This window comes from Methylocystis sp. SC2, from assembly GCF_000304315.1.
In the GTDB taxonomy this organism is placed as follows: domain Bacteria; phylum Pseudomonadota; class Alphaproteobacteria; order Rhizobiales; family Beijerinckiaceae; genus Methylocystis.
This window is the reverse complement of record NC_018485.1, coordinates 3041388-3064116: the sequence shown is the minus strand read 5'-3', so window position 1 is coordinate 3064116 and position 22729 is coordinate 3041388. Positions and strand designations below refer to the sequence as shown.

Sequence of the window (22729 nt, the reverse complement as noted above, 5' to 3'; positions counted from 1 at the left end):
ATGACGTTGACTGGCGTAGCGTCGCCCGCTCGGATTGCGTCGCAGCATTGAAAACCCTCCTCATCACACATGAAAGCGGGCTCCTTCATGAGATGGGTCCCGGCCATCCTGAAGCCCCCGAGCGGTTGCGGGCGATCCAGCGCGGCTTGGAGCACGCGCGATTCGCGTCCCTGAGCCGGATGAATGCGCCTGAAGCGCAAGCGGAATCCCTGGAGCGCGTCCATCCGCGCGCCTATCTCACGGCCCTCGAGCGCGCGGCGCCGCGCGAAGGCTATTCGGCGCTGGACAGCGATACGCTGATGTGTCCGAAGACGATCGAAGCGGTTTGGCGCGCCGCCGGCGGCGCTGTCGCCGCCGTGGATGAGGTGATGTCGGGACGGGCCGACAACGCCTTCGTCGCCGTCCGGCCGCCGGGACACCATGCCGGCGTGCACAATCCGATGGGCTTCTGCTTCGTCAACAATGTCGCGGTGGCCGCGCGCCACGCCCTGGCGGCGCATGGGGCGGAACGGGTGGCGATCGTCGATTTCGACGTCCATCACGGCAATGGCACGCAAGAGATTTTCTGGTCCGACGACAAGGTGCTGTTCTGCTCCACGCATCAGGCGCCCTTTTATCCCGGCACCGGCGGACGCAATGACACGGGCGACCATGACAACATCGTCAATGCGCCGCTGCTCGCCGGCTCGACGGGGGACGCTTTCGGCGAAGCGCTCGCCGACCGGATCCTGCCGCGGGTGCGCGATTTCGCGCCCGATCTGATCCTGATATCGGCGGGCTTCGACGCCCATGAGCGGGATCCGCTCGGCGGCCTGCGGCTCCGGGAGACGGACTTCGGCGACGCGACCAAACGGCTGATGGATATCGCCGACCGGCGTTGCGGCGGCCGAATCGTCTCAATGCTCGAAGGCGGCTATGACGTCGACGCTCTCAGCCGCAGCGTCAACGCGCATGTGCTGGCCCTCATGGGCGTTGCGGAAGACGGCGGCGTTTAACGCGGCGGCGCGGCCCTTGGAGCAGGTTCTCATCGAAAAGTTGACGGACTTTTCGATGAGAACCTGCTCCAACGTTTTGATTTTGAGCGATTCCCTATCGATCACATGATTCCATGTGATCGGGAAGCGCTCTAGAAATGCAAAAGGGCCGCAAGCTGACGCTCCGGCCCTTCTTCATGCGTCTGGACAACAGGCGTGGCGGCGCTCAGCCCTGGCGCGCCTTATAGCGCCGCTGCACCTTGTTGATGATGTAGACGCGGCCTTTGCGGCGCACGATCTGGTTGGCGCGATGGCGCGAACGCAGAGATTTCAAGGAATTGCGGACTTTCATCGATCTCACCCCGGCAATAGTGAACTGGCCGGGATACGCCCAGCGCTTCGTTGGCCCCGCCTATGCCCTATTTCGCCCCGGCGATCAAGCCGAAACGCCTCGGGCGCCAGTGGAATCAGGCGAAGGATTGTCTTCCTCACCCTCATCGTGAGGAGCCGCCGCAAGTCGGGTTTACCAGACTTGCGAATTTAATGTCGATCTCGGGCAGGCCCGAGATCGACGGCGGCGTCTCGAAGGACGAGGGTGAGGAAAAATATGCGAAAACGGGCTCCCTCGTCCTTCGAGACGCGTGCTGCGCACGCTCCTCAGGATGAGAAAGCCCTTCCCCGATCGCTCTGCCTCGGGCGTTTAAAAGCGCGCATTCGCGAAAAACCGCAGATTGGCGCCCGGCAGCAGCACCTCATCCTTACGGAAGGAGACGCTGTTGCGGATGTCCTCGTTGAGGAGATTGTCGCCGACGAGTCCCAGCCTCAATTCGCGGCTCAGCGGATCGCCCGGATCGAGCAGCATGCGGTAGCTGATTTCAGCCCTCAGCAAATTGTAGCCCTTGGTTGGCGTTTCATTGGTTGGGTCGATGTTGCGCTGCGCGAAGGCGTGCAGGAGGTTGACCCGCAGGAGCCAATTCGAATCTCGCCAGAACAATCCGCCGCCGAGCCGAACGGGCGGAATGCGGGGGACGTTGCCGCCGCCCACGAATGTCGCCCGCACCACGTCGAACTGGTGCTCCGCCCCAAAAACGCCGCCCGCCAGCGGCGCGACGTCGAGCTGGCTTTGAAACTCGCCGCCCCGGAAGAGCGCATTGCGCTGCGCATAGAACGCCTGGCGCAGATCGCCCTCGCCGTCGAAGGCGCAGCTGGCGATGTCGCCCTCGCAGACCGCGCCGGTGAGATTTCGGAAGATGAAGCCGTCAAAGCGCGTGAGGTAGGCCGTCGCCTCGAAGCGGAAGGGGCCGAGCGGACGCCGCAGGCCGATTTCGATCGTCTTCGCCCCTTCGATGCCAAGATTGGGATTGCCGATGTCGAAGGTCCCCGTCGCCTCATGGATCCCGCGCGAAAAAAGTTCAGGCGCGCGCGGCGCGCGCTCGACATATTGCGCCGTCAGGCTGGCGACGACGCCTTCCGGCAGATCCTGGAGGAACCCAAAGGCCCCACTCTTCGGCGTGAAATTGCGCACGCGGGCGATTTGCGCCCCGGGCTCGACGAAGAGTTCGGGCGCTTCGCCCGCGATCAGGAGATCGGGAAATGCGCCGGAGACGGTCGCATGTTCGATGCGTCCCGCAAGCTGCATTCTCGAAGTGTCGGTCAGTCTGAATTCGTTGAACCAATAGCCGGCGACGCTGCGCGTCCGATTGGGGTCGAAGAGCCCGCCCTCACGTCCTGGCGAGGTCAGGATCTGATGCATGCCCTGAATGCCGAAGGCGCTTGTCAGAGTCGCGAAGGACAGGTCGACCGGGCGAAGCTGCGTTTCGACTCGCGCCTCGAGATCCTTGTTGGTGAAGGTCTGCTGAACGCCGTTGAAGCCCTCCTCATTGGCGAGTTCGTGGTGCTTGTAGTCGGTCAGACCCGCCCAGAAGCGGACGGCTTCAACATAGGCCGACTGCGGACGGAACTCGCCCTTGGTCGTCACGCGCGTCTGGCGAAGTTCGATGCGCGTATTGGTTTCCGTCGGCTCAATGCCGGGGATGTGATAGCGCGAGTTGAACTGCGTCACGGCGACGCCGACGAAGCCGCCGTCGAAGAAATAAGAGCCGCCGACCGAACCGCCGGCCGAGCGCATGGACGAATTGGGCTGGCGTCCGAAGACCGGCGGCGGCGGATCCGGCGGAAAAAGATAGGGGTAGCCGGGAATAAGGTAGTCGCTGCTGCGACGGCCATGGACATCCATGTGGAAAGCGACGTTGCCGCGGCCGACGTCGAGCAGCGTCGCGTTTTCCAGCGAGTTGTCGACGGTCATCACCGCGCCGCGAGTCTCGACGACCGAGCAACCTTGCGTTTCAGCCGTAGGGATGAAAGCAAGACGGCAGGGCAAGGCCGTGGGGATGCGGTTGTTCTCGACGTTGACGACGCCGCCGATCGCCTGCGAGCCCCAGCGCAGCGTCGCCGGACCGCGCACCACCTCGACCTGGCTCGCGGCGACCGGATCTAGCGGCACGGCGTGGTCCTCGCCGAGTTCCGAGACGCCGCTGTTGCTGACGCCATTTTCCTGGATGCGCACCCGGTAGTTGTCGAGGCCGCGCACGATCGGACGGCTCGCCGCGCCGGGCGCGAAGGTCGATCCGGTGACGCCCGGCTTGGCGAAGAGCACGTCGCCAAGCGTCGCGCCCGGCGAGCGCCGCAGCTCCTCATTGGTGACGACCGTCACCGTCGCGAACTGATCGGCGACGATGGGAAGGACGCCTTGCGGCGCCACGGCCGGCTCGCGCGGCTCGGGTCCGCTCGGGCCCGCGACGCTGCGGCTGCGCCCGCCGGGCGCTGGGGGGGTCTGTGGCGGAGAGACGATCTTGGCGCGTTTAATCGGACTCACGGCGCCAACTTCGATCGGCGGCAAGGCCTGCTGAGCCACGGCGCCCGCGACGCTGGTGAAAATCCCGACGACTGCGCCGCCGGCCGCTGCGCCAACCAAAACGCTCTTTCTCATCGACGCCCGCTCTCGGTGAATATGTTATAACATAACAAGAGCTGGCTGAAGCCTGTCAATGCGTCTTCGTTCGGCGTGATGACGTCAGCGCCGACTGTGGCCCTCCTGCCACAGTCGAGCGGGTCGGGCAGGTCTCAAGCGGTCGCGCGAACGCTTTCAGCGCGAAATTTCTCCCAGCCATGGGCGCGCAGCTTGCAGGCCGGGCATTCGCCGCAGCCATAGCCCCAATCGAAGTGGCGGCCCCTCTCGCCGAGATAGCAAGTGTGGGTTTCCTCGACGATGAGCCCCACCAGCGGTTCGCCGCCGAGCGATTCCGCCAGTCGCCAGGTCGCCGCCTTGTCGATCCACATCAGCGGCGTATGAATGTTCATGCTGCGATCCATGCCGAGGCTGAGCGCCTGCGCCATGGCGCGGATCGTCTCATCGCGGCAGTCGGGATAGCCGGAATAGTCGGTCTCGCACATGCCGCCGACGAGATCGGCGATCCCGCGCCGATAGGCGAGCGCCGCGGCGAAGGTCAGAAACAGCAGATTGCGCCCCGGAACGAAGGTGTTGGGTAGCCCGTCGGCGGCGAAGGCGATCTCGGCGTTGCGCGTCAGCGCCGTCTCGGAGATCGCGCCCAGCGCTTCGATCGAAATCGTGGAATCTTCGCCAAGCCGCTCGGCCCACAGCGGCGAGAGCCGCGCGAGCCCCTCGCGCAACCCGGCCCGACGCGAAAGCTCGACGCGGTGGCGCTGGCCGTAATCGAATCCGACCGTCTCGACCCGCTCGAAGCGCGAGAGCGCCCAGGCGAGGCAGGTCGTGGAATCCTGCCCGCCGGAAAACAGCACGAGCGCGGCGGAGGCGTGAGTCGGGAGATCGTTCGTCATCGCGCCTAACTTACGTTACGGCTGCGAAACTGCGAGCCCCCAGCGGGCGCGCCTCTTGAAAGTTTGACGGCGCCCTCACCAACCGCGTCCGATCCACCCATATTCGAGCCGATACCGAGGCGGAGATGCTGCTCTATAATACGCCACTGGCGCCAAATCCCCGGCGGGTTCGCATTTTCCTGGCTGAGAAGAACGTCACGATTCCCGTTCGCGACGTCAACCTCATGACGCATGAGCACAAGCAGGAGTCCTATGCGGCCGTCAATGCGCTCGAGGAAGTCCCGGCGCTCGTTCTCGACGACGGCGCGACGCTCACCGAATCCGTCGCCATCTGCCGCTACATCGAGTCGCTTTACCCCGCACCGCCGCTCCTTGGCCGCGACGCGCGCGAACAGGCGTTCGTCGAGATGTGGCAGCGCCGAGTGGAATTCCGCCTGTTCACGCCGGTGGGCCTCGCTTTTCGTCACAGCCACCCGGCGCTCGCGAAACTCGAATCGCCGCAGCTGCCGCAAGTGGCCGAACTGCAGCGGCCGCGCGCGCAGCAGATGATGCGCTTCCTCGATGGGGAACTCGCCTCGCGGCGCTTCATCGCCTCGGATGACTTCACCATCGCCGACATCACCGCCATCGTCGCCATGGACCTGACCAAGGCCGCGCGGGTCGATATTCCTCAAGACCTGCCGCATCTTTCGCGCTGGCGCGCGGACATCTCGGCGCGTCCGAGCGTCGTGCCGTAATGACGCGACGCATGTCCGGCAGGAAACTCGAGGAGATCACGGCGCGCATCCGCGCCTGCCGTCTCTGCGCGGAAACGCCTGAGGGCGCGATACTGCCGCATGAGCCGCGTCCCGTGCTGCGCGTCTCGCCCAGCGCGCGGCTGCTGCTCGCGAGCCAGGCGCCCGGCAATCTCGTCAATCAGACCGGCGTTCCCTTCAACGATCCTTCCGGCGATCGTCTGCGCGACTGGTTGGGCGTGGATCGCGAGACTTTCTACGACGTCTCGCGCATCGCCATCGTCCCCATGGGCTTCTGCTTTCCGGGTTACGACGCCGCCGGCGGCGACCTGCCGCCGCGTGCCGAATGTCGCCCGCGCTGGCACGACGCGCTGTTCGCATCGCTGCCGCAGATCGAGACGGTCGTCGCGATCGGCCGATATGCGCAGGATTATCATTTCGAACGGCTCGGCCATGCGCTGCCGAAAGGCGCGAACGTTTCGCAGATTGTCGCGCGCTGGCGCGAATTCCAGAACACGACGCCGCTGATCTTCCCCCTCCCCCATCCGTCCTGGCGCAACAGCGGCTGGCTGAAGCGCAATCCCTGGTTCGAGGCCGAGGTCCTGCCGGCGCTGCGCGCCGAAGTCGCGCGGCTGATCAAAATGTGAGACAAGGCGCGCCGTGACCAGAGTTCTCATTGGACATGGCGCGCGGCGCGTCGCCATCGGCGACGATCTGCCCCTGACCTTGATCGCCGGCCCCTGCGCGCTGGAAAGCGCCGACATGGCGCTCGCAATCGCCGGCGAACTCGCCGGGCTCGGCGAACGGCTGAATATCGGAATCGTCTTCAAGGCGTCCTTCGACAAGGCGAACCGCACCAGCGGCGACGCCGCGCGCGGCGTCGGGCTTGAGGCCGCCCTGCCGATCTTCGCTGAAATCAGAGAGAAGACCGGCCTGCCGGTGACGACCGACGTGCATGAAGCAGGGCAATGCGCGCGAATCGCCGAGGCCGTCGACCTGCTGCAAATACCCGCCTTTCTCTGCCGGCAGACCGATCTCATCGTCGCGGCGGCGAAAACCGGACGTCCCGTCAATATCAAGAAGGGGCAGTTTCTCGCGCCCTGGGACATGATCCACGCCGTCGAGAAAGCGCGCGACGCCGGCGCCGCCGGCGTCCTCGTCACCGAACGCGGGACAAGCTTCGGCTATAATGCGCTCGTCGCCGACATGCGGGCCCTGCCGATTCTGAGGGAAACGACCGGCGCGGCCCTCGTCTTTGACGCCACGCACGCCGTGCAGCAGCCGGGCGGGCATGGCGCGTCATCCGGCGGCGATCGCCGCTTCGTCCCGACTCTCGCCCGCGCCGCCGTCGCCGTCGGCGTCGCGGGGCTTTTCATCGAGACGCATCCCGATCCGGGCGCGGCGATCTCGGACCGCGCGACGCAAGTCCCGCTCGGCGAAGTTGAAACGATGGTCAGGGGGCTGATGGCGTTCGACCGGCTGGCGAAGGCGGTCCGCTGATCAAAGCGGGCCGATCCATTCGCTGCCTAACTCGCCTCCGCATAATCCGTCAGCCAGCCGACCGCGATAATGATAAGGCCCATGCCCGCGAAAAAGGCGAAGGCCGGCTTGACGCTGAAGATATCGGGAAGAAAAGCGATGGCGATGAGCGCCGGGCCGACGATCCGTTCGACCCAGCCATGCAGCGCGAATGCCAGCCGCCGAAAGAGCCCAAGCGGAAATTTCGTCACGAGCGTCATCGCCAAATGCACGCCCGCGAGCAGCCAGGAGAGCTGCGCCGGCAGGCCGCCGAAACCAAGGACGCTTGGCGCGGCGAGGAAAATCACAACCGTCAGATAGTCGAGATAGCCATGCAGGCGCGCCGTGAGTGGTTTCATTGTGGTTTCTCCGCATTGGGGCGGCGCGGCTCGGCCGCCTCCGCCTCTCGTTAGCGCGCGGCGCGGAGGCGGTCTGTCACCTTGATGACAGATTGAGGGGCTTTTCTTGCGCGAGGGATCTCAGCGCGAGGTGATTGACGCAGATGAGGTCGCGCCGATAGTCCAGCGCGCCGTCGCGCCGCAGATCGTTCATGATCCGCGTCACGACCGGGCGGCTCGCATGGACGAGATCGGCGATGTCCTGCTGCGTGAGCCTGATCTCGAGCGAATAGCCATGCGGACAGGGCGCGCCAAAGGCGAGCGCAAGCTCTCCCAGCGTCTCGATCAGCCGCGCCGCGACCGTCTTGGTCTGGCGGTCAATCAGCCTGCGCTCGGCGCGTTCCCGCGACGCCTCCAGTCCGGCGTTGAGGAAGCTCGAGAAGGATGGGCTGTTCGCGACGAGACAGGCCACGTCCGAAGGGGCGAACATCAGGACGCGCGCTTCGCCGATGGCGCTCGCCGCATGCGCCGAGGCTCTCCCCGGCGAAACGCGCCCGAAGAGTTCGCCGGCGCCCGCGATGGCGAGCGTGATCTGCGCGCCGCTTTCCGCAAGATGCGAAAGCCTGACGACGCCCCGCATCAAACAATAGAGAAAGCTCGGCTCCTCGCCTTGCCGATACAGCGTTTCGCCGCCGGAGAGCTCCGCTTCCCGCAGCGAAGGGGCGCAGAGCCGCCACTCGACAATCTTCTCTTCCGACAGCATGTCGATCCCCGGCGCTTCCGCCTGACCGCGCATTCTATCAAAATCGAAGCTGAGCAAACCATCTTGCTCAAGAGACCGACTGGCGAGCGCGATCCGCTAAGCCTTGCGCGCAGCCAACGGATGGTCGAGAAGCGCGCGATCGACGGTCAGGAGGCGCAACTCCTCGATTTTGCATTGCGCCAGCAACAGGCGATCAAACGGGTCGCGCGTAGGCGGCTCAGGTTTGACCGCGACGAGCGCATGCCGCGCGTTAATCGAAAGGACCTCGATCCCCATCGCTTCCAGCAGTTCTGGAAGCGTCTCAAGATTTATCGTTAGTTCGAGTTTGCCCAGCCGCCACTTGATCGCGATCTCCCAAAGACTCGCGACGCTGACCAGAAATTCCGCATCTTCACTCGTCAGCAAAGACTGCACGTGCGATCCGAACTCGGCGACACGGTTTTCAATCAACGCCAGCAGAATATGCGTGTCGAGCAGCAGCCTCATGCATCATCCGGCAGCGGGCGCAGCAGAAAATCTTCCGGCAAGGGCGCGTCAAAATCCTCAGCGATGAAAGTGACGATGGACCGGAGGCCGTGTCGTTTCTTGAATTCGTCGACGGCTTCGAGCCGCAACCCGCGTTTGGGTTGATGAGGAACCAGATCGAACACCGGTTTCCCATTCCGAGTCACGACGATCGTTTCGCCCTTCTCGACCTGTCGAGCAAGTTCGGTCAGGCGATTTTTGGCGTCTTTGATCGAAACAATCGTCATGGGGCAGATAGTGGCTACTCGTAGCCACTCAGTCAACCATTCGTCCTCGCCCGCGCGTCGCCCGTATGAACTTTCATAATTAAGCGATTACGGGTAAAGATCTCTATTGCTCAGCCGGGCGGGGGTCATGGCGCTCAATCCTTTCGATGACCAAGGCGACAATTTCAAAGCCAAGGCTGCGGCGACCTATGGCGTGATCCTCGCGGCCAATGTCTTGGCCTGGACTTGGGCGTGGACCGCCTTCTCCGATCGGCCGGGTTTGATGGGGGCCGCCGTTCTGGCCTTTATGTTCGGCCTTCGCCACGCCTTCGACGCAGACCACATCGCCGCCATCGACAATGTCGTCCGCAAATTGATGCAGGACGGCAAGACGCCCTATTCGGTCGGATTCTTCTTCTCGCTCGGCCACTCCACCTTCGTCGCGCTCGCGTCGGTCGCGATGGCGGCGGCGGCCGTGGCCATGCAGGGCGAGGCGCATGACTTCCAAGCCATCGGCGGCGCGATCGGCACGATGGCGTCGGCTTCGTTCCTCATCGTCATCGGCCTTGCAAATCTTCTCCTGCTCAGGGGCATCTGGTCGGCCTACAACCGCGCCCGACTTGGCGAACCGGTCATCGAAGAGGACCTCGACCGCCTGCTCAACGGACGCGGCCTGTTCACCCGGGTTTTCCGCCCGCTGTTCCGCTTCGTTTCGCGGTCATGGCACATGTATGTCGTTGGATTTCTGCTAGGGCTGGGCTTCGACACGGCGACGGAGATCGGCCTGCTCGGCATTTCGGCGGCGCAGGCCGCGCAAGGCATGTCTTTTTCGACGATTCTGGTGTTTCCGGCGCTGTTCACCGCCGGCATGACCCTAATGGACACCACGGACAGCCTCGTGATGACTGGAGCCTACGGCTGGGCGTTCGACGATCCGCTGAGGAAACTTTGGTACAATCTGGTCATGACCGCGATGTCGGTGATCGTCGCCATTTTCATCGGCGGCATCGAAGCGCTCGGCCTGATCGGCGACAAGCTCGGATTCGAAGGCGGCGTTTGGCGCCTCGTTCAAGGGCTTAACGACAATCTTGCCAATTTCGGCTTTGCCATCGCCGCGATCCTGATCGCGAGTTGGCTTATCTCGATGCTCATTTATCGGAGCCAGGCGCAAACGAAGGATTATCCCGGCGCAGTCGGGTTGGCGTTTCGACCGCGTCGCTAGCGGCCGCGAACTCCAGAACGCTGGGCATCTGCGCCTTTTTGCCGATCAGGAAGAAAGAGCGCGCCGGCTCTTTGCCTTTCATTTCGACGGTTCCGCCATCCAGGAACAGGTAGTCGTCGCTGAGACGCACCTTCACCGCTTCGGACACGTGAATCTTGTCGGGCTTGGACGTCGATTCAAATCGGCTCGCGACATTCACGACGTCGCCCCACAGATCGTAGGAAAATCGCTTTTTTCCCACGACGCCGGCCGCCACCGTGCCGGTGTGCACGCCCATGCGCATTTGAAGCGGGTAAGGAACCTCTTCTGCGTAGCTCATGATGTAGCTTTGCGCTTCCAGCGCGAAATCCGCGATATGCTGACAGTGCAAGGGGTCCCGGTTCGGGACTCCGCCGACCACCATGTAGCTGTCGCCAATCGTCTTGATTTTTTCGACGCCGTGTTTTTCGACGAGCTCGTCGAATTTCTCGAAGAGGACGTTGAGCATATTGACGGTGGCGTGCGGACCAAGCTTCGCCGAAAGTCCCGTAAATCCGACGATGTCGGAGAAAAACACCGTGACCTCAGGGAAAACTTCCGCAATCGTCTCCTCTCCGCCACGCAGTCGCTCGGCGATCGCGGCCGGAAGAATATTGTGGAGCAGCTTTTCCGAACGGGAGCGTTCGATCTCAAGGTCCGACAAGGCTTTGCCAGAAAGCTTGATCTTGTCTTCGAGTCTGTCGAAAGCGACGTTCAGATTCGCGGCCATCGTATTGACGGTGGTGGCGAGTTCGCTGATCTCGTCGCTCCCGAAAACCGAGGCCTGAGCCGCGAGATTTCCCGCTCCAATCTCGCGAACGACCGACATGAGGTGCGACGCTCGAACCGCGAAGCGGTTGCGCAAGAAGATCAGCGACAGAACGACCACCCCAAACAAGCCGATGTTCAAATAAGAATTGGCTGCGAACAATCGGTTGGCGAACGCCTGTTCCCGGGAAATTCGCCCGGCGTATCGCTGCCGGATCAAGTTCTGCATCTGCGCGATGCGCAGCGTTAGATCTCCGTTGAGCTTGCGGTATTCGTCGCTGAACAACAGCTTTGTCGCCAAGGCGCGATCGGGCTTGCCCTTGCGGGAATAGGTTCCAGCGCCGTCGTCGAAGTCGCCATCCACCGCATGCATTGCGGCGCGTTCGATCGCAATCACTTTGTCCAAAAAGCTTTGCGCTTCCTTGAGCTTGTTCAATTCATGCGCGGTGACATTTTGGCTTAAGAAGCGCTCTTCGATCGAAACTGCGCCCTCGCTTTTCGTCTCGGGCGGCGGAATGATTCCGCCGTTCACGAGATCCCAGTAGCCAAAGTTATAGTCTTTCGGCCGGGCGACCTCGCCGTTGAGAATGTCGCCGATGATGTTGTACCACTCGATTCGTTTCGGATCGTTGCTGGAGATATAACCGCGCGCAAAGCGCGTCTGCCACTGCGAGGAAAAAACCAAATCCTCGGCAAGCGTGGTCAATGATTGCAATTCGCGATGCGACGTCTCCAGATCCTTCTGTGCGTTTTCGAGAAAAACGCCCAGCGCCAGATTGCCGCCGGCGAGCGCGACGAGCGACAGGAAGAAGATCGAGAAAAATGTCCGAAGCTTCATCGTCTCTGGGCCCCGCGATCGGACGGTCTCTTGGTCAGGACCACCACAGCGACCCATAGGTGATTTGCCGCCGGACGCACAAGGCTCGACCTTGGCGCGCCCAAGCCTAGCCTCGCCCCCGGTAGGGCGGCACGCCCTGGCCAGGAAGCCACAGCCCTTCGGGCGGGGCGCCGGTCTGCCAGAAGACGTCGATCGGCATGCCGCCGCGCGGATACCAATAGCCGCCGATGCGCAGCCATTTCGGCGTCATCGCCGCAACGAGATCGCGCGCGATCCGCAGCGTGCAGTCTTCGTGAAAGGCGCCATGGTTGCGGAAACTTCCAAGGTAAAGCTTCAGCGCCTTCGACTCGACCAGCCATTCGGCGGGGACATAGTCGATGACGATATGCGCGAAATCCGGTTGGCCGGTCACCGGGCAGAGCGAGGTGAACTCGGGCGCGGTGAAGCGCACGAGATAGGTCGCGTCCTTGTGAGGATTGGGCACGAGATCGAGTTCGGCCTCGTCCGGCGAAGCCGGCAGCGCGGCCATGCGGCCGAGCAGCGCGGCGCCCTGATGCGTCTTGGTCATGCGCGTAACCTAGTCATGCGCTAACAAAGGCGCATTCGCCGTCGCGTCAAGCGCCAAACAGCTCAGGGGTCGCGGGAGTCCGGGCATTCCCCCGCGCGCAGCGTGATCGGATGCGCCGACATCCAGCCGGAGAGAAAGCGATTTTCCGGGCTCTCCAGCGCCTTCAGCATTTCGACGCGCACGATTTCCAGCCATTTCTCCCGCCGGTCCGGCGTGTTCATCTCCGCCGGCACGGCGAATTCGAGGGCCTTGACGGCGAATTGATAGGGCATGGTGTTCCACAAGGCGACGCCGCCGCGCTCGAGCATCGCCGAGACGTCCTTTTCCGGCATATGCGCGATCTGCTCCTGCTCTGCGATCGGCACGGCGCCCGGCGTGCCGCTTTTGGGCGCAACGATCGCGACGCCGTTGCGATAAAAGCGATTCTGCTTCACGCCGCCGCGCGCCGCGATCAGATTGCCGCCGATCACGAAGCTTGCGCCTGTGCTGTCGAGCGCGCATTTCAACGTCCGGTCGAAACAATGGCCGGCGCCGACCATCAGCGCGCCGCATCCCGCCTCCACCCAGCGCGCCAGAGTTTCCGGCTTGACGTCGAGCACATAGGCGAGGCCAGGCATGCCCTCATGCTGATATTCGCACCGCTGCACGAGGCTCGCCGGCCAGCCCAGGAAATCCTCCTGCGCCGGCGCGCAATCGCCGCGGACGGGGGATTTCTCCAACGTCGCCTTGGCGGCGGCGACATGCTCCGGCGACTGCGCCCAGGCGCCGGCCGGACTCCAAAGCCCCAGGCAAAGGCTGAAAACGACGCCGCGCGCGAATCGCGTTGTGCTGAGGGCCATCCGAATCTCCCGCCGACCCCGTCGCGCTTGGCGGCGAACGCCCGCTCATTCTCCAAGCTCAAGGATAGGGAGGGCCCCTCCCCAGTCAACGGATTTCGCTGGCGCGCCGTCGCCGCGGCGCAGCACAGATCCCATAAAAGCGCGCAGCGGACGCAGAACCTTTTTGCGGCTGAGGCTTTTCGGGACCGCGCAATAGGTCTAAGAAGTCGCGCCGCTCCGCGCCGCATCATGAAGAGGCACCCATGACCGAGATCGTCGACATCCACGCCCGCGAAATTCTGGATTCTCGCGGGAACCCGACCGTCGAGGTCGACGTCACCCTGGAGGATGGATCGTCTGGACGGGCGGCGGTGCCGTCCGGCGCCTCGACCGGCGCGCATGAAGCGGCGGAAAAGCGCGATGGCGACGCATCACGCTATCTCGGCAAAGGCGTGCTCGCGGCCGTCGACAACGTCAACGACGAAATCGCCGGGGCGCTGCTCGGCTTCGAAGCTGAGGAACAGGTCTGCCTGGACGAGGCGATGATCAAGCTCGACGGGACGCCGAACAAGGCGCGGCTCGGCGCCAACGCCATTCTCGGCGTGTCGCTCGCGGTCGCCAAGGCGGCGGCCGAGGCCTCGGCCCTGCCGCTCTATCGCTATGTGGGCGGCGTGCAGGCGCGAGTTCTGCCCACCCCGATGATGAACATCGTCAACGGCGGCGTGCATGCCGATAATCCGATCGACTTCCAGGAATTCATGATCATGCCGACCGGCGCGCCCAATGTGCGCGACGCCATCCGCTGGGGCGCGGAGATTTTCCACACGCTCAAGTCGGCGCTGAAAAAGGCGGGCCTCAGCACCTCGGTCGGCGACGAGGGCGGCTTCGCGCCGAATCTCCCTTCCGCCGAAGCGGCGCTCGACTTCATCATGAAGGCGATCGAAACGGCGGGCTTCAAGCCGGGCGTCGACGTGCATCTCGCCTCCGACTGCGCCGCGACGGAATTCTTCAAGGACGGCAAATATGTCTATGAAGGCGAGGGCGTGACGCGCTCGATCGACGAGCAGGTCGCCTATCTCGCCAAGCTCGCCAGCGCCTATCCGATCGTGTCGATCGAGGATGGCATGGCCGAGGACGACTGGGAGGGCTGGAAGAAGCTCACCGACGCGATCGGCGACAAAGTTCAGCTCGTCGGCGACGATCTTTTCGTCACCAATGTCGTGCGCCTCAACGAGGGCATCAAGATGGGCGTCGCCAATTCGCTGCTCGTCAAGGTCAATCAGATCGGCACGCTGACCGAGACGCTCGCTTCGGTCGAGACCGCACACCGCGCCGGCTACACCACCGTCTTCTCGCATCGCTCCGGCGAGACCGAGGATTCCACCATCGCCGATCTCGTCGTCGCGACGAACAGCGGTCAGATCAAGACCGGCTCGCTCGCCCGCTCCGACCGCACCGCCAAATACAACCAGCTCATCCGCATCGAGGAGGAGCTGGGCGACGCGGCGATCTACGCCGGCAAAGGCGCGCTCAAGGCGCTGGCGTAACCCCCCCACCCTCCCCCGCTTCGCGGGAGAGGGAGTAGATTCGAGCCTTCACTGACGTGCGACGAAACGCCGATCGTTAGCGTCCCCTCTCCCGCGAAGCGGGGGAGGGACAGGGTGGGGGCCAAAAGGCTCCTGCCAAATGACCATGGAAAAGACCTTCGCTCCCGCCGCAATTGAATCGCGCATCCGCGAGGCATGGGAAGAGGCGCAAGCTTTTCGCGCCGGACGGCCCGAACGCGCGCAGGCTAAGCCCTATTCCATCGTCATTCCGCCGCCGAACGTCACCGGCAGCCTGCATATGGGCCATGCGCTCAACAACACGCTGCAGGATATTCTCGTTCGCTACCGGCGCATGAAGGGCGACGACGTGCTCTGGCAGCCGGGCACCGACCACGCCGGCATCGCGACGCAAATGGTCGTCGAGCGCCAGCTGATGGAGCGCCAGGAGCATCGCCGCGAACTCGGACGCGAGAAATTCGTCGCGCGCGTCTGGGAATGGAAGGCGGAATCGGGCGGCAAGATCGTCGAACAGCTGAAGCGGCTCGGCGCCTCTTGCGACTGGTCGCGCGAGCGCTTCACGCTCGATGAAGGCCTGTCGCGCGCGGTGGTGAAGGTTTTCGTGCAGCTCTATCGCGACGGGCTGCTCTACAAGGACAAGCGTCTCGTCAATTGGGACCCGGCGCTGCACACGGCGATCTCCGATCTGGAGGTCGTCCAGGTGGAATGTCGCGGGTCATTCAAATGGTCGCGTGGTGACGAAACGCCCTTCGATGCCGAAGCACTCGCGAGAGTCCTGAGCAAAAACCCTAACGGCCACCTTTACTATTTCAACTATCCACTCGAAGGCGAAACCTACGATCCGGACAATGCGGCGACATTCATTCAGGTGGCGACGACGCGCCCGGAAACGATGCTGGGCGATACAGGCGTCGCTGTGCATCCCGAAAATGACAAGCTCAAACACCTAATCGGGCGGCATGTCATCCTTCCGCTTGTCGGCCGACCCATTCCGATCGTGGGCGACGAATATGCCGATCCCGAAAAGGGTACCGGCGCGGTGAAGATTACCCCGGCGCATGATTTCAATGATTTTGAAGTTGGCAAGCGACATTCGTTGGAGCGCATTGACGTGCTGTATGCAGACGCACGCATGCATTTGGTAGGCAATCTTGCTTTCAACGCATTTGTAGACGCAATCGACGAACAAATTATCGATATTGATGAGCTTGATCTCCGCGAGCCTGAACACCAAGGCCTGAACTCAAGAATTGAAGAGTTTGACGGGTGTGACCGCTTCGAGGCGCGGGCACGCATCGTTACAAAGATGAAGGAAGAAAATTATCTCGCGAAGATAGAGCCCCATACCCATATGGTCCCGCATGGCGACCGCTCGGGCGCGGTGCTCGAACCGCGACTCACCGATCAATGGTATGTCGACGCCAAGACTCTCGCGCAGCCGGCGCTCGCAGCGGTGCGCGACGGCCGCACGACTTTCGTGCCGAAGAATTGGGAAAAGACCTATTTCGAATGGCTCGAAAACATTCAGCCCTGGTGCGTGTCGCGTCAGCTCTGGTGGGGCCATCGCATCCCGGCCTGGTATGGACCGGAACTACCTAATGACCACCCTGATGGCATTAATCGTCTTTATCACGTTGGCATCCACGATCGTAACAAGGAACTCGCAGCAGAACTAAATCCGCACAAGGTATTCGTCGCTGAATCTGAGGAGGCGGTACAGGCTGAAGCCAAACAATATTATGGTTGTGAGGAAATCGGGTTCGAGTCTCACCCCGCGAGCGCGGCCCTACATTCGGTCGCGGCTCGACGCGAAGGACGCAGCATCGTCTATTTGTGGCGCGACGAAGACGTTCTCGACACTTGGTTCTCTTCCGCGCTCTGGCCCTTCTCGACGCTCGGCTGGCCCGAGAAGACGCCCGAACTCGCGCGCTACTATCCGACGAGCGCCCTCGTCACCGGCTTCGACATCATCTTCTTCTGGGTCGCCCGCATGATGATGATGGGCCTCCATTTCATGGATGAGGTCCCTTTCAGCGACGTCTATATCCACGCGCTCGTTCGCGACGAGAAGGGCGCGAAGATGAGTAAGTCGAAGGGCAATGTCATCGACCCGCTGCATCTCATTGATGAATATGGCGCCGACGCGCTGCGCTTCACCCTCGCCGCGATGGCGGCGCAGGGACGCGACATCAAGCTCTCCACGCAGCGCGTCGAGGGCTATCGCAATTTCGCGACGAAGCTGTGGAACGCCTCGCGCTTCGCGGAGATCAACGGCTGCGCGCGCGTCGCAAATTATGATCCGCGCGCCAACAGAATCACGCTCAACTGCTGGATCGTCGGCGAGGCGGCGCGCACGACGGCGGAAGTGAGCGCGGCGATCGACGCCTATCGCTTCAACGACGCGGCCAACGCCGCCTATCGCTTCGTCTGGAGCGTCTTCTGCGACTGGTATGTCGAGCTGGCCAAGCCGCTGCTGCAAGGCGCCGACGGCGCTGACAAGGACGAGACGCGCGCGACGACCGCCTTCGTGCTCGACCAGATCTATGCGCTGCTGCATCCCTTCATGCCCTTCCTCACCGAGGAGCTTTGGGCGATCAAGGGCGCCGAGGGTCCCAAACGCGAGACGATGCTGGCGCTCGCCGCCTGGCCGTCGCTCGAAGGACTCGAAGACGCAGAAGCCGAACAGGAAATCGGCTGGGTCGTCGACCTTATTTCGGAAACGCGCTCGCTGCGCGCCGAAATGAATCTGACCAGCGAGACGGAGCTGCTGCTGATCGGCGCCGACGAGGCGCTGAAAGCGCGCGCGACGCGCTGGGACGAGACGATCCGCAAGCTGGCGCGGCTTTCGCGGCTGGGCTTCGCCGACGCCGCGCCGAAATCCTCGGCGCAGCTTCTCGTGCGCGGCGGCGTCGCCGCCATGCCGCTCGAAGGCGTGATCGACCTTGGCGCCGAACGAGCGCGACTGGCGAAAGAGACGGCTAAGCTCGAAGGCGAGTTGAAGAAGCTCGACGCCAAACTCGCCAATGAGGGCTTCCTCGCCAAGGCCGAAGAAGAGGTGATCGACGAACACCGCGAACGGCGCGAAGAGACGGCTTCCCGCATCGACAAGCTCAATGCGGCGCTTCTCCGACTGAGCTAGCGCTTCGCCTTTTCGACGACGCCGACGATCGGCCCCATCGTCGGCGCGAAACGGTCGTGACGCGAGAGCGACGGCGCATAAAGCGCCGACGCCGAGCCGCCATCGAGAAACAGCGCGTCGGAGCAATGCAGGCGATCGCGAAAAAGCAGCGCGAACTCATAGAATGTCACCGGCCGGTTGGAGATCGCGAAGCGCACGAGATGACCGTCTTGAACGCAGACGCCGTTGCGGAATTTCTGCGACATGCCGTCCCCATGAATGCGGGGATGTATGCGCCCGCCAATGACGAGCATCGGTCCTGATTGAGTCGCGAATTGCGCCCGCTGCGGCCTTTTTAGGAAGCGCGCCGTCTCGGCGACGCCGGCCCGCGCGCCGTCGACCCAGAACACGCCATTCGGCTTCAGGTGGAAATTGCCGGCGCCGGAGCGCGTATTTGCGCCGCTCAGCGTGCGCCCGTTTTCGACATAGAGGCCGACCGGGCTGCGATCTTCCGCATACATGCCGGCGTTCATCGCGAAAACGAGCGTTTCGCCCTTATTCGCCAGCCCATCCGCAAGCCGCCCAAACCCGCCATAGATCTCGCCTTTTTCGTCGCGCAGAAACAGCCGAATGTCGCTCTTGCGCGCATCGAAGTCGCATATTGTGTAGGCGGCGTCATCGATGTCGGCGCAGGGGCCGGGCTCGGCCGTCGCCGCGGATGCGACAAAAAGCGCCAGTCCTAGCGCCGCGAGCGCTTTTGAAAAGACGCGCATCATGCGCGTCATCAGCTCCGCAACGAGCAAACGCCTCCTCCTTTCTTCCTATCGTCGGAACCACCATCCGGAGGCGCCGACTTGGGGACGATGTCATTCCCCGCAGGCCGCAGGCCTGACCGGGAATCCAGAGCAACGCCATGAATGGCCGGCTTTATACAGGATTCCCGATCGCGCGCCGCGCGTCGGGAATGACAATTGCGAAAGCTGCGCGGCCGCTGGTTTGAAACGGCGTCGCGGCAAGGCTAGATATGCGACGCAGGCGCCGCAAGCGGCGGGTTCCGGAGATCTCATTGTCCCATTCCATCACTGAAGCCGTCGAGGCCGTCGCGCGCGGCGAGATCGTCGTCGTCACCGATGACGACGATCGCGAAAACGAAGGCGACCTCGTCGTCGCCGCGTCGCTCTGCACGCCGGATAAAATGGCCTTCATCATCCGCCATACGAGCGGCATCGTCTGCGCGCCGCTCACGCTCGAGGCGGCGCGCCGTCTGCATCTTGCGCCCATGGTGGCGGAAAACGACGCGCCGCTCGCCACCGCCTTCACCGTCACCGTCGACGCGCGCCACGGGCTCACCACCGGCATTTCCGCCGAGCAGCGCTGCAATACGGTGCGCGCGCTCGCCAATGGCAATATGGGCGCGAGCGATTTCGTGCGGCCCGGCCATGTTTTCCCGCTGATCGCCAAGGACGGCGGCGTGCTGATGCGCTCCGGACATACGGAAGCCGCCGTCGATCTGTGCAAGCTTGCCGGCCTGCCGCCGGTCGGCGTCATTTGCGAACTCGCCAATGACGACGGCACGGTGATGACCGGACGTCAGATCGAGGAATTCGCGCGCGCGCACAACCTCAAACTCGTGTCGGTGTCCGATCTTATCGCCTTCCGGCAGGCGCGCGAAAAGCTCGTCGATCGCGTCGCGACGTTCCCGGTCGAGACGGAGGCCGGCGCGATGATCGGCCACGCCTATGTGACGCCCTTCGACAGCGTGCAGCACTTCGCCTTCGTTCTGGGCGCCATCGGCGACGGGCGCGACGTGCCGACGCGCCTGCATCGCGCCGACATCATCTCCGATGTGATGTGCGGCGCGCCGACGATCAAGAAGACTTTGGCGCGCTTCGCCCGCGAAGGGCGCGGCGTGCTCGTCTATCTGCGCGACGGCGCGGCCGGCGTGCCGGCGAATATCGTCGGACGCCAGAAGGACGAGGAGGAAAGAGCGGAGGAAACGCGCAAGCGGCAATGGCTCGACGTCGGTCTCGGCGCGCAGATTTTGAAGGATCTCGGCGTTTCCTCGATCCGTCTGCGCTCCTCGTCGTCCAAGCCCCGCGCTTTCGTCGGGCTCTCGGGCTTTGGCATCGAGATCAGCGCGGTGGAGCCGGTGGAGTAAGCGGCTTTCTCAGCCGCCAGACAAGGACGGCGAAACCGACAAGGAAAAGCGCGGCGACGACGGCGAGGACAAGGCCCGACTCGGCGGCGGCGATGACGAAGAAAATATATTCGCCTTCATGCACCGCGCCGTCCGGCTTCCGAATGCTCACGCCGACGACATATTTGCCGTCCTCGGAAAAATCATAGTCGAAGGAGATCGAGGCGACGCCATGCGCCCGATAGGTTTTTAACAGTTCGGGCGTCTTGAGGTCGTTTCGCGCCCAATAGAGCCGCGCCTCGATGTCGAGGTCCTTGATCTCCTCGAATTGCGGCGGACGGGTCGGATCGTCCTCGCGCGCGGCGATCTCGATATACAAATGGGTCGGCCCGAAACTCGGGATTTCCCGGCAATAGCGCTGCGCCGTTCCCTCTTCATGAGCTTGGGTCGCGAAAAAAGCGGCTAGATAAGGGCCCACCGCGAACACGCCCTTGCAGACGTCCGGCGCGGCGGCGCGCGCCATCAGGCCGGCGCCAGCGAAGAGCAATATCAGCGCGACGATCGGCGCGCGGCTGAACATTCGAACTTCCTCTCGCCGCCCGGATCGGCCCCCTTGGCCCATAGCGTCGACCTTCCCCCCTCCCCTTGCGGGGGGTCGGCGCGGAGCGCCGGGGTGGGGTGGAGCCAAGCCGCAAAGATGCCCTTAAGCGCACGGCTCGTCTATCGACGGAGTCATCAAAACTGTCACCCCACCCCGCATTGCTGCGCAATGCGACCCTCCCCCTCATCAAGGGGAGGGTGGCGTTCGCGGCTCCTCAGGGCTTTCACGCGGCCTTCAGTCTCACTTCGCGCGCGGATGCGCCGAACGGTAGGCGTCGAGAAGCCGCGTCTTGTCGACGGCGGTGTAAATCTGCGTCGTCGACAGCGAGGCGTGGCCGAGCAATTCCTGGATCGTGCGCAGATCGCCGCCGCGACCCAGAAGATGCGTCGCAAACGAATGACGCAGCGCATGCGGCGTCGCGCTTTCGGGCAGGCCGAGCGCCCCGCGCAGGCGCTGGACGGCGAGCTGGATGATGCGCGGCGAGAGCGGCCCGCCGCGCGCGCCCACAAACAGCGGCCCGCCGGCGAGATCATAGGGGCAGAGCGCGAGATAGGATTCGATCGCCGCGCGCACCGGCGCGATCACCGGCACGGTGCGGCTCTTGCCGCCCTTCCCCAGGATCGTGACGCGGTCGACGGCGCCGACCGGCGCCTGGGCGCTTCCGATCGACAGCGCCTCTGAAATGCGCAGGCCGGCGCCGTAGAGCAGCGCCAGCACGGCGGCGTCGCGCGCGATCACCCAGGGCTCGCGCGCTTCGCCCGCCCTCTGCTCGGGGTCGACGATGTCGCGGGCGTCGGGCACGGTGAGCGCCTTGGGGAGGCTGTGCGGGCGCTTGGGCGGACGCACCGCGCCAAAAACATCTGAGCGGGCCAGGCCCTTCTTCTCGATAAAACGCAGAAAATTGCGCACCGCCGCGAGCGCCCGCAGCAGCGACCGGCTTTCCAAGCCGTCGCGGCGACGCTTGGCCATGAAGGCGCGCAGGTCGGCCGGTTGAAGCGACTTAAGCGCGGCCGCGTCCGGCCGCTCACCCGTATGCTGCGCCAGAAATCCCAAAAAGGCGGCGAGGTCCCGGCCATAGGCGTCGACCGTATGCCGGGAGGCGCGCCGCTCGCCGGCAAGATAGCGCAGCCATAGCGCCGCTTCCTCGGCGATGGCCGGCGCCGCCTGAAAACAGGAGGCGTCGGGAAGCGGCTTCTGTCGGGGCGCTCTGACGGGCGAATCGCGCATAAGCGACGATCGCCAAAAAAGATGAATAAAGGCCGTCGGCCGCGGCTATTCGCCGGCCTTGATCTCGGCCTTCGCCTTGGTCAGCATCTCATCCATGGTGCGGCGGATCTGATGTTCGGACTGGTTCACGCCCGCCGCCTCGAAATCCTTCTTGACCAAAGCCACGACCCGCTCATCGGCGTCGGCGGCGACTTCCGCTGCGACCAAGGCGTCCGCATAGGCCTGCGCCTCGGCGCCCGTCTTGCCGAGCTTTTCGGCCGCCCAGAGGCCGAGCAGCTTGTTGCGGCGCGCTTCGGCGCGAAACTGCAGCTCCTCTTCATGGACAAAGCGTTTTTCGAAGGAATCTTCGCGCTGGTCGAACGTGCTCATGTCCATCCTCGGCCGGGTTGTTCTTAAATCAGGACTCGGCGATCATGCGCCGCATCGGCGTGGGCTCGATATATGCGTATTCGCGCGCAAAGCCAATGCCGGAAAGCGTGGTCCTGGCCGCGACGAAACCGCCCCCTGCCCGCCACGCAGCGCGCGCCCGCGCGGATAGGCGCCGAATTGCAAAAGGCGCCGATGCGGCTATTTGTCGTGGGTGGAGTTTTCGTCCGGCGATCGGACAAAGCAGGGGCGCTTCATGAAGAAATTTGCATGCGCTGTTTTATCCGCCTTGGCCCTTACGAGCCCGGCCTTCGCCCAGAAAATGACGAGCGACGACATCAAATGGATCAATCAATGCATCAGCGATAACAAGGGCGAGGAAGGCGGGACGCCCGCCATTATCCGCGCCTATTGCATATGCATGAACGAGAAGATGGACGACGACGAAACCCGGTCCGTCACCCAATGGGAAAAGGCCAATCCCGAGGCCCGGCAGGACTGCGAGAAACAGGCCGGCTGGAAGTAGCCAAGGCGGCTTCCGTTTGCGCCCTGAGCGTTGCAGGGGCG

Annotated in this window: 23 protein-coding genes; 9 read left to right on the top strand and 14 right to left on the bottom strand. The window is 63.7% G+C overall.

Features of this window, described 5'->3' with window-relative positions:
• Positions 1 to 92 precede the first annotated feature (92 nt).
• Positions 93 to 995, top strand: coding sequence for a histone deacetylase family protein (locus BN69_RS14840; protein WP_014892455.1), 903 nt, complete (start codon positions 93 to 95; stop codon positions 993 to 995).
• 205 nt (positions 996 to 1200) lie between these two features.
• Here BN69_RS14840 and ykgO read toward each other — a convergent pair whose 3' ends face one another.
• The 3 genes from ykgO to queC form a co-directional block, all read right to left on the bottom strand.
• Entirely contained in the window at positions 1201 to 1326 is a 126-nt protein-coding gene (gene ykgO / locus BN69_RS14835) for a type B 50S ribosomal protein L36 (protein ID WP_014892454.1), read from the bottom strand.
• Positions 1327 to 1674: 348 nt separating this feature from the next.
• Complete coding sequence (locus tag BN69_RS14830; RefSeq protein WP_014892453.1) at positions 1675 to 3963, bottom strand: TonB-dependent receptor; 2289 nt, start codon at positions 3961 to 3963, stop codon at positions 1675 to 1677.
• 134 nt (positions 3964 to 4097) lie between these two features.
• Positions 4098 to 4832 carry a 7-cyano-7-deazaguanine synthase QueC gene (queC, locus tag BN69_RS14825; protein WP_014892452.1) on the bottom strand — a complete coding sequence of 245 codons (735 nt, stop codon included), beginning with the start codon at positions 4830 to 4832 and terminating at the stop codon, positions 4098 to 4100.
• A 125-nt stretch (positions 4833 to 4957) separates the two neighbouring features.
• On the opposite strand from queC, the gene BN69_RS14820 reads away from it, so the two are divergent.
• From BN69_RS14820 to kdsA, 3 genes are read left to right on the top strand one after another with little or no spacing between them, the layout of a single operon-like run.
• Positions 4958 to 5569, top strand: a complete 612-nt coding sequence (locus BN69_RS14820; RefSeq protein ID WP_014892451.1) for a glutathione S-transferase family protein — start codon at positions 4958 to 4960, stop codon at positions 5567 to 5569.
• 11 nt (positions 5570 to 5580) lie between these two features.
• Positions 5581 to 6213, top strand: a complete 633-nt coding sequence (locus tag BN69_RS14815; RefSeq protein WP_148277136.1) for a uracil-DNA glycosylase family protein — start codon at positions 5581 to 5583, stop codon at positions 6211 to 6213.
• A 13-nt stretch (positions 6214 to 6226) separates the two neighbouring features.
• On the top strand, positions 6227 to 7066 hold the full coding sequence (kdsA, locus tag BN69_RS14810) for a 3-deoxy-8-phosphooctulonate synthase (RefSeq protein WP_014892449.1): 840 nt from the start codon (positions 6227 to 6229) through the stop codon (positions 7064 to 7066).
• 26 nt (positions 7067 to 7092) lie between these two features.
• Here the strand turns inward: kdsA and BN69_RS14805 are convergent, their stop codons facing one another.
• The 4 genes from BN69_RS14805 to BN69_RS14790 all read right to left on the bottom strand — a co-directional run bounded on the left by BN69_RS14805 (position 7093) and on the right by BN69_RS14790 (position 8937).
• Positions 7093 to 7443, bottom strand: coding sequence for a hypothetical protein (locus tag BN69_RS14805; RefSeq protein ID WP_014892448.1), 351 nt, complete (start codon positions 7441 to 7443; stop codon positions 7093 to 7095).
• A gap of 76 nt (positions 7444 to 7519) precedes the next feature.
• On the bottom strand, positions 7520 to 8218 hold the full coding sequence (locus BN69_RS14800) for a Crp/Fnr family transcriptional regulator (protein WP_148277135.1): 699 nt from the start codon (positions 8216 to 8218) through the stop codon (positions 7520 to 7522).
• 63 nt (positions 8219 to 8281) lie between these two features.
• Positions 8282 to 8671 carry a type II toxin-antitoxin system VapC family toxin gene (locus tag BN69_RS14795; RefSeq protein WP_014892446.1) on the bottom strand — a complete coding sequence of 130 codons (390 nt, stop codon included), beginning with the start codon at positions 8669 to 8671 and terminating at the stop codon, positions 8282 to 8284.
• Complete coding sequence (locus tag BN69_RS14790; RefSeq protein ID WP_014892445.1) at positions 8668 to 8937, bottom strand: type II toxin-antitoxin system Phd/YefM family antitoxin; 270 nt, start codon at positions 8935 to 8937, stop codon at positions 8668 to 8670. The genes BN69_RS14795 and BN69_RS14790 overlap by 4 nt, the downstream gene beginning before the upstream one ends.
• Before the next feature lie 127 nt (positions 8938 to 9064).
• On the opposite strand from BN69_RS14790, the gene BN69_RS14785 reads away from it, so the two are divergent.
• Positions 9065 to 10138 carry a HoxN/HupN/NixA family nickel/cobalt transporter gene (locus tag BN69_RS14785; protein ID WP_014892444.1) on the top strand — a complete coding sequence of 358 codons (1074 nt, stop codon included), beginning with the start codon at positions 9065 to 9067 and terminating at the stop codon, positions 10136 to 10138.
• Here the strand turns inward: BN69_RS14785 and BN69_RS14780 are convergent.
• The 3 genes from BN69_RS14780 to BN69_RS14770 form a co-directional block, all read right to left on the bottom strand.
• Positions 10065 to 11762, bottom strand: coding sequence for an adenylate/guanylate cyclase domain-containing protein (locus tag BN69_RS14780; protein ID WP_014892443.1), 1698 nt, complete (start codon positions 11760 to 11762; stop codon positions 10065 to 10067). The two genes, BN69_RS14785 and BN69_RS14780, sit on opposite strands and share 74 nt — an antisense overlap.
• Before the next feature lie 106 nt (positions 11763 to 11868).
• On the bottom strand, positions 11869 to 12330 hold the full coding sequence (queF, locus tag BN69_RS14775) for a preQ(1) synthase (RefSeq protein ID WP_014892442.1): 462 nt from the start codon (positions 12328 to 12330) through the stop codon (positions 11869 to 11871).
• Between the two features lie 62 nt (positions 12331 to 12392).
• Entirely contained in the window at positions 12393 to 13169 is a 777-nt protein-coding gene (locus tag BN69_RS14770; protein ID WP_014892441.1) for a hypothetical protein, read from the bottom strand.
• A gap of 242 nt (positions 13170 to 13411) precedes the next feature.
• On the opposite strand from BN69_RS14770, the gene eno reads away from it, so the two are divergent.
• Positions 13412 to 14695, top strand: a complete 1284-nt coding sequence (gene eno / locus BN69_RS14765; RefSeq protein ID WP_014892440.1) for a phosphopyruvate hydratase — start codon at positions 13412 to 13414, stop codon at positions 14693 to 14695.
• Positions 14696 to 14834: 139 nt separating this feature from the next.
• The gene (locus BN69_RS14760) at positions 14835 to 17852 is read left to right on the top strand and encodes a valine--tRNA ligase (RefSeq protein ID WP_014892439.1); all 3018 of its coding nucleotides are present in this window, start codon (positions 14835 to 14837) and stop codon (positions 17850 to 17852) included.
• On the opposite strand, the gene BN69_RS14755 is transcribed toward BN69_RS14760, so the two are convergent.
• The gene (locus tag BN69_RS14755; RefSeq protein WP_014892438.1) at positions 17849 to 18604 is read right to left on the bottom strand and encodes a phosphodiester glycosidase family protein; all 756 of its coding nucleotides are present in this window, start codon (positions 18602 to 18604) and stop codon (positions 17849 to 17851) included. The two genes, BN69_RS14760 and BN69_RS14755, sit on opposite strands and share 4 nt — an antisense overlap.
• Before the next feature lie 251 nt (positions 18605 to 18855).
• Here BN69_RS14755 and ribB point away from each other — a divergent pair, with 251 nt between their 5' ends.
• Positions 18856 to 19989: a 3,4-dihydroxy-2-butanone-4-phosphate synthase gene (ribB, locus tag BN69_RS14750; RefSeq protein WP_014892437.1), complete on the top strand. Its 1134-nt coding sequence runs from the start codon at positions 18856 to 18858 to the stop codon at positions 19987 to 19989.
• Here the strand turns inward: ribB and BN69_RS14745 are convergent.
• The 3 genes from BN69_RS14745 to BN69_RS14735 form a co-directional block, all read right to left on the bottom strand.
• The gene (locus BN69_RS14745) at positions 19964 to 20548 is read right to left on the bottom strand and encodes a hypothetical protein (RefSeq protein ID WP_041926991.1); all 585 of its coding nucleotides are present in this window, start codon (positions 20546 to 20548) and stop codon (positions 19964 to 19966) included. The genes ribB and BN69_RS14745 overlap by 26 nt on opposite strands.
• A 261-nt stretch (positions 20549 to 20809) precedes the next feature.
• Positions 20810 to 21796, bottom strand: a complete 987-nt coding sequence (locus BN69_RS14740; protein ID WP_014892435.1) for a tyrosine recombinase XerC — start codon at positions 21794 to 21796, stop codon at positions 20810 to 20812.
• A gap of 45 nt (positions 21797 to 21841) precedes the next feature.
• Positions 21842 to 22165, bottom strand: a complete 324-nt coding sequence (locus BN69_RS14735) for a DUF1476 domain-containing protein (RefSeq protein ID WP_014892434.1) — start codon at positions 22163 to 22165, stop codon at positions 21842 to 21844.
• 253 nt (positions 22166 to 22418) lie between these two features.
• On the opposite strand from BN69_RS14735, the gene BN69_RS14730 reads away from it, so the two are divergent.
• Positions 22419 to 22688 (top strand): hypothetical protein, encoded by a 270-nt coding sequence (locus BN69_RS14730; RefSeq protein ID WP_041927415.1) that lies wholly within the window; start codon positions 22419 to 22421, stop codon positions 22686 to 22688.
• The last annotated feature ends 41 nt before the right edge of the window (positions 22689 to 22729 follow it).

Coding starts and splice junctions, on each gene's coding strand:
- ribB (WP_014892437.1), top strand. CDS start 18,856: ATGCGACGCAGGCGCCGCAAGCGGCGGGTTCCGGAGATCTCATTGTCC.
- BN69_RS14790 (WP_014892445.1), bottom strand. CDS start 8,937: ATGACGATTGTTTCGATCAAAGACGCCAAAAATCGCCTGACCGAACTT.
- ykgO (WP_014892454.1), bottom strand. CDS start 1,326: ATGAAAGTCCGCAATTCCTTGAAATCTCTGCGTTCGCGCCATCGCGCC.
- BN69_RS14815 (WP_148277136.1), top strand. CDS start 5,581: ATGTCCGGCAGGAAACTCGAGGAGATCACGGCGCGCATCCGCGCCTGC.
- queC (WP_014892452.1), bottom strand. CDS start 4,832: ATGACGAACGATCTCCCGACTCACGCCTCCGCCGCGCTCGTGCTGTTT.
- BN69_RS14800 (WP_148277135.1), bottom strand. CDS start 8,218: ATGCGCGGTCAGGCGGAAGCGCCGGGGATCGACATGCTGTCGGAAGAG.
- BN69_RS14755 (WP_014892438.1), bottom strand. CDS start 18,604: ATGCGCGTCTTTTCAAAAGCGCTCGCGGCGCTAGGACTGGCGCTTTTT.
- eno (WP_014892440.1), top strand. CDS start 13,412: ATGACCGAGATCGTCGACATCCACGCCCGCGAAATTCTGGATTCTCGC.
- BN69_RS14760 (WP_014892439.1), top strand. CDS start 14,835: ATGACCATGGAAAAGACCTTCGCTCCCGCCGCAATTGAATCGCGCATC.
- BN69_RS14770 (WP_014892441.1), bottom strand. CDS start 13,169: ATGGCCCTCAGCACAACGCGATTCGCGCGCGGCGTCGTTTTCAGCCTT.
- BN69_RS14805 (WP_014892448.1), bottom strand. CDS start 7,443: ATGAAACCACTCACGGCGCGCCTGCATGGCTATCTCGACTATCTGACG.
- BN69_RS14735 (WP_014892434.1), bottom strand. CDS start 22,165: ATGAGCACGTTCGACCAGCGCGAAGATTCCTTCGAAAAACGCTTTGTC.
- queF (WP_014892442.1), bottom strand. CDS start 12,330: ATGACCAAGACGCATCAGGGCGCCGCGCTGCTCGGCCGCATGGCCGCG.
- BN69_RS14795 (WP_014892446.1), bottom strand. CDS start 8,671: ATGAGGCTGCTGCTCGACACGCATATTCTGCTGGCGTTGATTGAAAAC.
- BN69_RS14785 (WP_014892444.1), top strand. CDS start 9,065: ATGGCGCTCAATCCTTTCGATGACCAAGGCGACAATTTCAAAGCCAAG.
- BN69_RS14830 (WP_014892453.1), bottom strand. CDS start 3,963: ATGAGAAAGAGCGTTTTGGTTGGCGCAGCGGCCGGCGGCGCAGTCGTC.
- BN69_RS14820 (WP_014892451.1), top strand. CDS start 4,958: ATGCTGCTCTATAATACGCCACTGGCGCCAAATCCCCGGCGGGTTCGC.
- BN69_RS14730 (WP_041927415.1), top strand. CDS start 22,419: ATGAAGAAATTTGCATGCGCTGTTTTATCCGCCTTGGCCCTTACGAGC.
- BN69_RS14745 (WP_041926991.1), bottom strand. CDS start 20,548: ATGTTCAGCCGCGCGCCGATCGTCGCGCTGATATTGCTCTTCGCTGGC.
- BN69_RS14740 (WP_014892435.1), bottom strand. CDS start 21,796: ATGCGCGATTCGCCCGTCAGAGCGCCCCGACAGAAGCCGCTTCCCGAC.
- BN69_RS14840 (WP_014892455.1), top strand. CDS start 93: ATGGGTCCCGGCCATCCTGAAGCCCCCGAGCGGTTGCGGGCGATCCAG.
- BN69_RS14780 (WP_014892443.1), bottom strand. CDS start 11,762: ATGAAGCTTCGGACATTTTTCTCGATCTTCTTCCTGTCGCTCGTCGCG.